The sequence below is a fragment of the Hymenobacter agri genome (genome assembly GCF_054778495.1).
In genome coordinates, this window is the sequence record NZ_BAAGZM010000223.1 from 1 (window position 1) to 6,384 (window position 6,384).

The following is a 6,384-nucleotide window of genomic DNA, read 5'->3' on the forward strand; positions in this document are numbered from 1 at the left end:
GCCGGCCACGGCAAACGCGCCCTGGTGCCACACGGCATGAATGCCCTGGTCGTTGCTGCGCACGCGGCGGCGGTCGGCCTGCCCGCCCAGGGTGAGCTGCACCTTGTCGGAGAGGCGCAGCTGGTGCTGGCCCTGCACGTTGAGGTAGTACATGAGGTGGCTGCTGGCCACCGAGGCGGGCGTATACTGGTAGTTGTCGGAGCTGGAGCTGCCCACCAGCTGCAATTCGGTGCGGGCGCGGCCGTTCCAGTCGTAGCGCAGCTGCCCCTGGTACCAGTCGCGCGAGGTGACTTCGCGGGCGCGGTCGCCGGCGTTGGTAGTGTAGAAGTTCTGGGCGTTGTAGTCGCGCCGGTCGAAGCTGGCGCGGGCGGCAGCGCTGAATTTATCGGTAATCTGATAAGCGCCCGACAGCGAGTAGGTATTCAGCTTGAAGTCGTTGCGCCCGCCGCCGGGCAGGCTCAACAGCTGGCCGCTGGCGGTGTTGTTGAGGATACCGCCCGCCAGGCGCAGGCCTTTGTCCTGGCCGTAGAAGCCGGCGTTGGTACTCTTGAGGTCGTACTCGCCGGCCAGGAAGGTGCCGCCCACTTCCACACCATCGGGCCGGTGGGTGGCGGCGAAGGTTTTGGTGACGATGTTGACGAAGCCGCCCACGGCATCGGGGCCGTAGAGGGCCGCGCCGGGGCCGCGCACTACTTCAATCTGCTCAATCTCGGCGGGCGTAATGGGCAAATACCCTGCAAAGTGGCCCGTGAGCGGGTCGTTCAGCCGCATGCCATCGAGTAGAATAAGCACTTGGTTGAAGGTGGAGCCGCGCAGCGTGATGTCAGCCTGGGTGCCGAAGTTGCCGCGGCTCTGCATCTCAATGGCCGGCAGCAGACGCAGCAAGTCATCGAGCGAGGCCACTGGGTACTGGCTCAGCGTGCGGCCTGACACGACGGTGACGTAGCGGCCCGTCTGGCCGGCTACCTGGGCCAGGCGGGTGCCGTACACGGTCACTTCGTTCAGGGCCTTGGTGCTGTCGGCCGGGGTGCTGTCGGCCGGGGTGCTTTGGGCGAGGGCGTTAGCGGTGAAAAGGGTGCAGAAAAGCGGAGTAGCGTAGCGCGTAAGTCGCATGCTTTAGTAGGTTGGTGAGGGTACAAAGCTACGGCCGCGCATGTAGCGCGAGCTTTTAGTTCGCGTCTCGCGGCCGAGCCGCGAATGGTCGTTGCGGCAATTGCGCAGTTATGATGCCTTTCCGTCTTCGCCATTGCGCGGCGAGACGCGAACTAAAAGTTCGCGCTACTTTCGCCCACCGCGACAGGCAACGTTGCCCGGGCCGCCGCGTCCTTCGCGCGAAATTGATTTTCACTCACCCCTCGTTTCACTATGAAGCACCTTTTTGCGCTGGGCCTGCTGGGCTTGGCGGCCACTTCGCCGGCTTTCGCGCAGGCCCCCACCTCGCCGGCCGGCAAAATGGAGTCGCCCTACCGCGCCTCGGCCACCAAGATTAACGACCTGGTCCACACCAAGCTCGACGTGCGCTTCGACTACGCCAAGCGCCATATGCCCGGCAAGGCCTGGATTACCCTCAAGCCCCACGCCTACCCCACCGACTCGCTGCGCCTCGACGCCAAGGGTATGGACATCAACACGGTGACCCTGATGAACGGCAGCTCGCAAACGCCGCTCAAGTACAACTACGCCGATGGCATGAACCTGTACATCAACCTGGGCCGCACCTTTAAGCCCGGCGAAGAGTACACCGTGTACATCGACTACGTGGCTAAGCCCGACGAGCTGAAAGTGAAAGGCTCGGCCGCCATCACCGACGCTAAAGGCCTGTATTTCATCAATCCCGACTCGACCGTGAAGGGCAAGCCGGTGCAAATCTGGACGCAGGGCGAGACCGAAGGCTCGTCGGCCTGGTTCCCCACCATCGACCGGCCCAACCAGAAAACCACCGAGGAAATCAGCATGACCGTGCCCAGCAAATACGCCACGCTGAGCAACGGCAAGCTGGTGAGCAGCACGCCCGCCGGCCCCGGCCTGCGCACCGACGTGTGGAAGATGGAGCTGCCGCACGCCCCCTACCTGTTCATGATGGCGGTGGGTGACTTCAAAAAAACCACCGATACCTGGCGCGGCAAGGAAGTGAGCTACTATTTGGAGCCCAAGTACGCCCCCTTCGCCAAACAGATTTTCGGCAACACGCCCGACATGCTGGAGTTTTACTCTAACCGCCTCGGCGTGGAGTACCCGTGGAATAAATACAGCCAGATTGTGGCCCGCGACTACGTGAGCGGCGCCATGGAAAACACCTCGGCCACCCTGCACGGCGAGCAGGTGCAGATGACCGACCGCGAGCTGCTCGACCGCCAGTACAGCAGCGAATCGGTGATTGCCCACGAGTTGTTCCACCAGTGGTTTGGCGACTACGTGACGGCCGAAAGCTGGTCCAACATCACCGTGAACGAGTCGATGGCCGACTTCTCCGAAGGCCTCTACGCCGAACACAAGTACGGCCAGGACGCCGCCGATGCCCACTACTACACCTACCTGCGTCGCTACCTCAGTTCGCCGCGCGACGCGGCAAAAAACCTGGTGCGCTTCCACTACGACGACAAAGAGGAAGTATTCGACCTGGTGAGCTACCAGAAGGGCGGCGCCATCGTGGACATGCTGCGCACCTACCTGGGCGACGACGTGTTCTTCGCCGGCCTGCAGAAATACCTGCAGGATAATAAGTTTGGCAACGGCGAGGCGCACCAGATGCGCCTGGCGTTCGAGGCCGTGTCGGGCCAGGATTTGAACTGGTTCTACAATCAGTGGTACTTCTCGCCTGGCCACCCCGTCGTGACCATCGACTACGGCTGGGACGCGGCCAAGAAAGAGCAGACCGTGACCGTGAAGCAGACCCAGCAGGGCCAAACGTTCCGCCTGCCCTTCACCATCGACTACTACGTGAACGGCAAGGTGATGCACCAGCCCGTGACCATGACCGAAGCCACCCAGACCTTCACCATGGCCCTGCCCGCCAAGCCCGAGCTGGTGAACGTGGACGCCCGCAAAAAAACGCTCTGGCTGAAAACCGATAACAAGTCGGCCTCCGAGTTTGCCTACCAGTACGCCCACGCCCCGCTGTACGTCGACCGCCGTGAGGCCGTAGCGGCCGCCGCTAAAGACCAGACCGTGGCCGCCAACCGTGCCACGCTGCTGGCCGCTATCAACGATAAGTTTTACGCCATTCGCGGCGCGGCCGTGCAGGCCCTGAAGATGGACGACAAAGCGGTGGCCAAAGCCGCCGCGCCGGCGCTGCGCAAGCTGGCCGCCACCGAGAAAAACACGGTGGTGCTGGCCCAGGTGCTTACCTCGCTGGCCCAGCTGAAGGATAAGAAAGACGAAAAGCTGTTCAGCCAGCAGCTTAATAGTCAGTCCTACGCCGTGCAGTCGGCCGCGCTGCGGGGCCTGGCTGCCGTGCAGCCCGCCCAGGGCTTCGCCCGCGCCAAATCCTTCGAGAACGAGAGCAACGACGCCCTGGCCCAGGCCGTGACGGAAGTGTACGCCAAGGCTGGCGGCCAGGCCCAGTGGGCGTTCGTACGCGACAAATTTGATGCCGCCGGCGCACAGGGTAAATTCGGCATGATGGAACCGCTGGCCACCATCACCGGCCGCCTCGACGATGCCGCCTCCATCAACGAGGGCGTGACCCGCCTCAAGGACCTGGCCATCAAATACAAGATGTACGGCGCCGACCGCCCCGTGCTGAACCTGCTGCAGGAAATTGCCAAGGCCCAGGCCAGCCGCCCGCAAGCCGCCGCTACCCAGCAGGCCGTAGAGCAGGCTACCGCCGCCATTCAGGCCGCGAAGTAGCGGAATTATCATGCTGAGCTGGTCGAAGCATCTCCACCGCGCAAGTAATTCATTTACTATTGCCGGATAGATGCTTCGATAAGCTCAGCATGACGTTCTTTCGGATAAACGAAAAAGCCCTGCCGCGTAATGCGGCAGGGCTTTTTCGTTGGGTGGTTGGCAGATACGCAGGAGAAAACAGCGCGTGGGAGGTCGCTTACTTTTTCTCAGCAACCACTTTCTTATCGGCCACCACTTCTTGAGCAGGGTCGTGCTTGGGGCCGTTGTAGGAGTTGGCGTCCTCGTCGCTTTGACCCGTTTCGGCAATGGCGGCTTCGGTGCCGTAAATGTGCTCCATGTCGACAATCACGTCGTCGCCGTCCACGTTCAGGTCTTTGAGCACGCCGTCGGCTATGTCGTATACGAGGCCGTGCAGGCGGGGCGGGTTGGGGCCGCGCATGGCGTTCTGGATGATGTTGGTTTTGGCCAGGTTGCGCACCTGCTCAATCACGTTCAGCTCCACGAGGCGGCGGGCCCGCTGGGCGTCGTCCTTGATGCGCAAGTACTCGGCTTCGTGTAGGCGAATGACGTCGCGAATGTTCACCAGCCAGTTATCAATCAGGCCATACTGCTTGTTGGCCGCCGCCGCCGCTACGCCACCGCAGCCGTAGTGGCCCACCACCAGAATGTCCTGCACGCCCAACACTTCCACGGCGTACTGCAGCACGCTCAGCAGGTTCATGTCGGCTGGTACAACCAGGTTCGCAATATTGCGGTGCACAAACATCTCGCCCGGGCCCGTGCCCGTAATGCCCGAGGCCGGCACCCGCGAGTCGGAACAGCCGATGAACAGGTACTTCGGCTTCTGGCCATTAGCCAGGTTCTTGAAAAAATTGGGGTCTTTCGCATTGCGGTCCGACACCCATTTCTTGTTGTTTTCGAGGATTGTGCTGAGTCCAGCCATAGTGAAAAATAAGGAAGTTGAAAACCGTGTGCTTGCCGAAGCCGACACCTGATTTTTAAAAGTGCCGGTGCCTAAACTAAACTGCCCGGCAACAGTAAAACTATATGGCGCAAGGTAGCGCCTATTCGGGTTGTCGAAACGAGGCTCTGGTACTACGTTCGGCCGTGCTCAATCGTTTTGCCGGGGGTGCCGCTTAGTGCGCGCCCAGCGCTACCTGCCGGATGCCGCGCAGTTCCAGGTCGATGCCCCGGGCCGGGGCGGCCTGCCGGAAGGCTTCGATGGCTTCGAGCACGTCGTGGTCAATCACGTCGGAGCGCGAGCCGTCGAGAATGACGCGGCTGTTGTGGGGCAGTTGGTCGAGCGTGGTTACGATACTGGCTTTGTTAAGGAAAGACACGTGCTCGGGCAGGCGCAGGTGTAGGGGCGCGTCAGGCGTTTCGGAATGGTCGTCCGAGTCGTCGCGGCGCAGGTAGGAACCGGCCTTGGCGTTGTCTTTCAGAATAAAGAAAAAGCCCAGCACCAACCCGATGCTCACGCCCTTGAGCAAATCGGTGAAGAGCACGGCCACGATGGTGATGATGAACGGCGTGAACTGTGCCCAGCCCAGCTGCCACTGCTTGCGGTATAGGGCCGGCGTGGTCAGCTTGAAGCCCACCATCAGCAGCACGGCGGCCAGGGCCGAGAGCGGAATCAGGTTCAGCACCGCGCCCAGGAACAGCAGGCTCGTGAGCAGCAGCAGGCCATGGATGAAGGCCGAGAGCTTGGTTTGGGCCCCGGCCGCGATGTTGGCCGACGAGCGCACAATCACCGCCGTGAGCGGCAGGCCGCCCAGCAGGCCGCTCACCAGGTTGCCCACGCCCTGGGCCAGCAGCTCGCGGTTGGTGGGCGTGTGGCGCTTCTGCGGGTCGAGGTTGTCGACGGCCTCCACGCTGAGCAGCGTTTCGAGCGAAGCCACAATGGCAATGGTGAAGGCCACGCCGTAGGTGGCCGGGTTGCGCAGCACGCTGAAATCCGGGAAGGTCATTTCGCCGGCCAGCTGGCTGAGCGAGGTTACTACGGGCAGCTTCACGAGGTGCTCGGGGCGCACCTGCATGTCGGGGGCCACTTTCTTCAGCAGGTAGTTGATGGCCACCGAGGCCAGCACGGCAATGAGCGCGCCGGGCACCAGCCGCGACCACGCTTGCCGCCGCACCGGGGCCGTGTTCCAGAGCAGCAGAATGGCCAGCGACACCACGCCCACCAAGACCGAGCCGGGGCTCAGCCCCTTCATGGCCGCGCCAATGGCCGAGAACGTGTTCAGGCCATTAAACTGCAGGAAATTCATGTCCTCAAAATAGTCGGCATCGGCCCCGAAGAAGTGCGGCAGCTGCTTCAGAATCAGAATAATGCCAATGGCCGCCAGCATGCCGCGGATAACGGCCGCCGGAAAATACAGCGCAATGATGCCTGCCCGCGCCAGCCCCAGCCCAATCTGAATAACGCCCGCCACGGCCGTTGCGGCCAGCACTGCCGGCCACGAGCCCAGCGTCGAAATCGCCGATAGCACTACCACCGTGAGGCCGGCCGCCGGCCCGCTCACGCTCACCGCCGAG

General features: G+C 62.5%; 4 protein-coding genes. 1 reads left to right on the top strand and 3 read right to left on the bottom strand.

Features of this window, described 5'->3' with window-relative positions:
• On the bottom strand, window positions 1-1,113 hold a 1,113-nt coding region (locus ACYVDE_RS12185; RefSeq protein WP_460501820.1), incomplete at its 3' end, for a TonB-dependent receptor plug domain-containing protein.
• A gap of 252 nt (window positions 1,114-1,365) precedes the next feature.
• Here ACYVDE_RS12185 and ACYVDE_RS12190 point away from each other — a divergent pair.
• On the top strand, window positions 1,366-3,849 hold the full coding sequence (locus tag ACYVDE_RS12190) for a M1 family aminopeptidase (protein ID WP_460501821.1): 2,484 nt from the start codon (window positions 1,366-1,368) through the stop codon (window positions 3,847-3,849).
• A 196-nt stretch (window positions 3,850-4,045) separates the two neighbouring features.
• Here ACYVDE_RS12190 and ACYVDE_RS12195 read toward each other — a convergent pair whose 3' ends face one another.
• Together ACYVDE_RS12195 and ACYVDE_RS12200 are read right to left on the bottom strand one after the other, a co-directional pair.
• Complete coding sequence (locus ACYVDE_RS12195) at window positions 4,046-4,792, bottom strand: carbonic anhydrase (RefSeq protein WP_460501822.1); 747 nt, start codon at window positions 4,790-4,792, stop codon at window positions 4,046-4,048.
• 193 nt (window positions 4,793-4,985) lie between these two features.
• On the bottom strand, window positions 4,986-6,384 hold a 1,399-nt coding region (locus tag ACYVDE_RS12200; protein ID WP_460501823.1), incomplete at its 5' end, for a SulP family inorganic anion transporter.

Coding starts and splice junctions, on each gene's coding strand:
- ACYVDE_RS12190 (WP_460501821.1), top strand. CDS start 1,366: ATGAAGCACCTTTTTGCGCTGGGCCTGCTGGGCTTGGCGGCCACTTCG.
- ACYVDE_RS12195 (WP_460501822.1), bottom strand. CDS start 4,792: ATGGCTGGACTCAGCACAATCCTCGAAAACAACAAGAAATGGGTGTCG.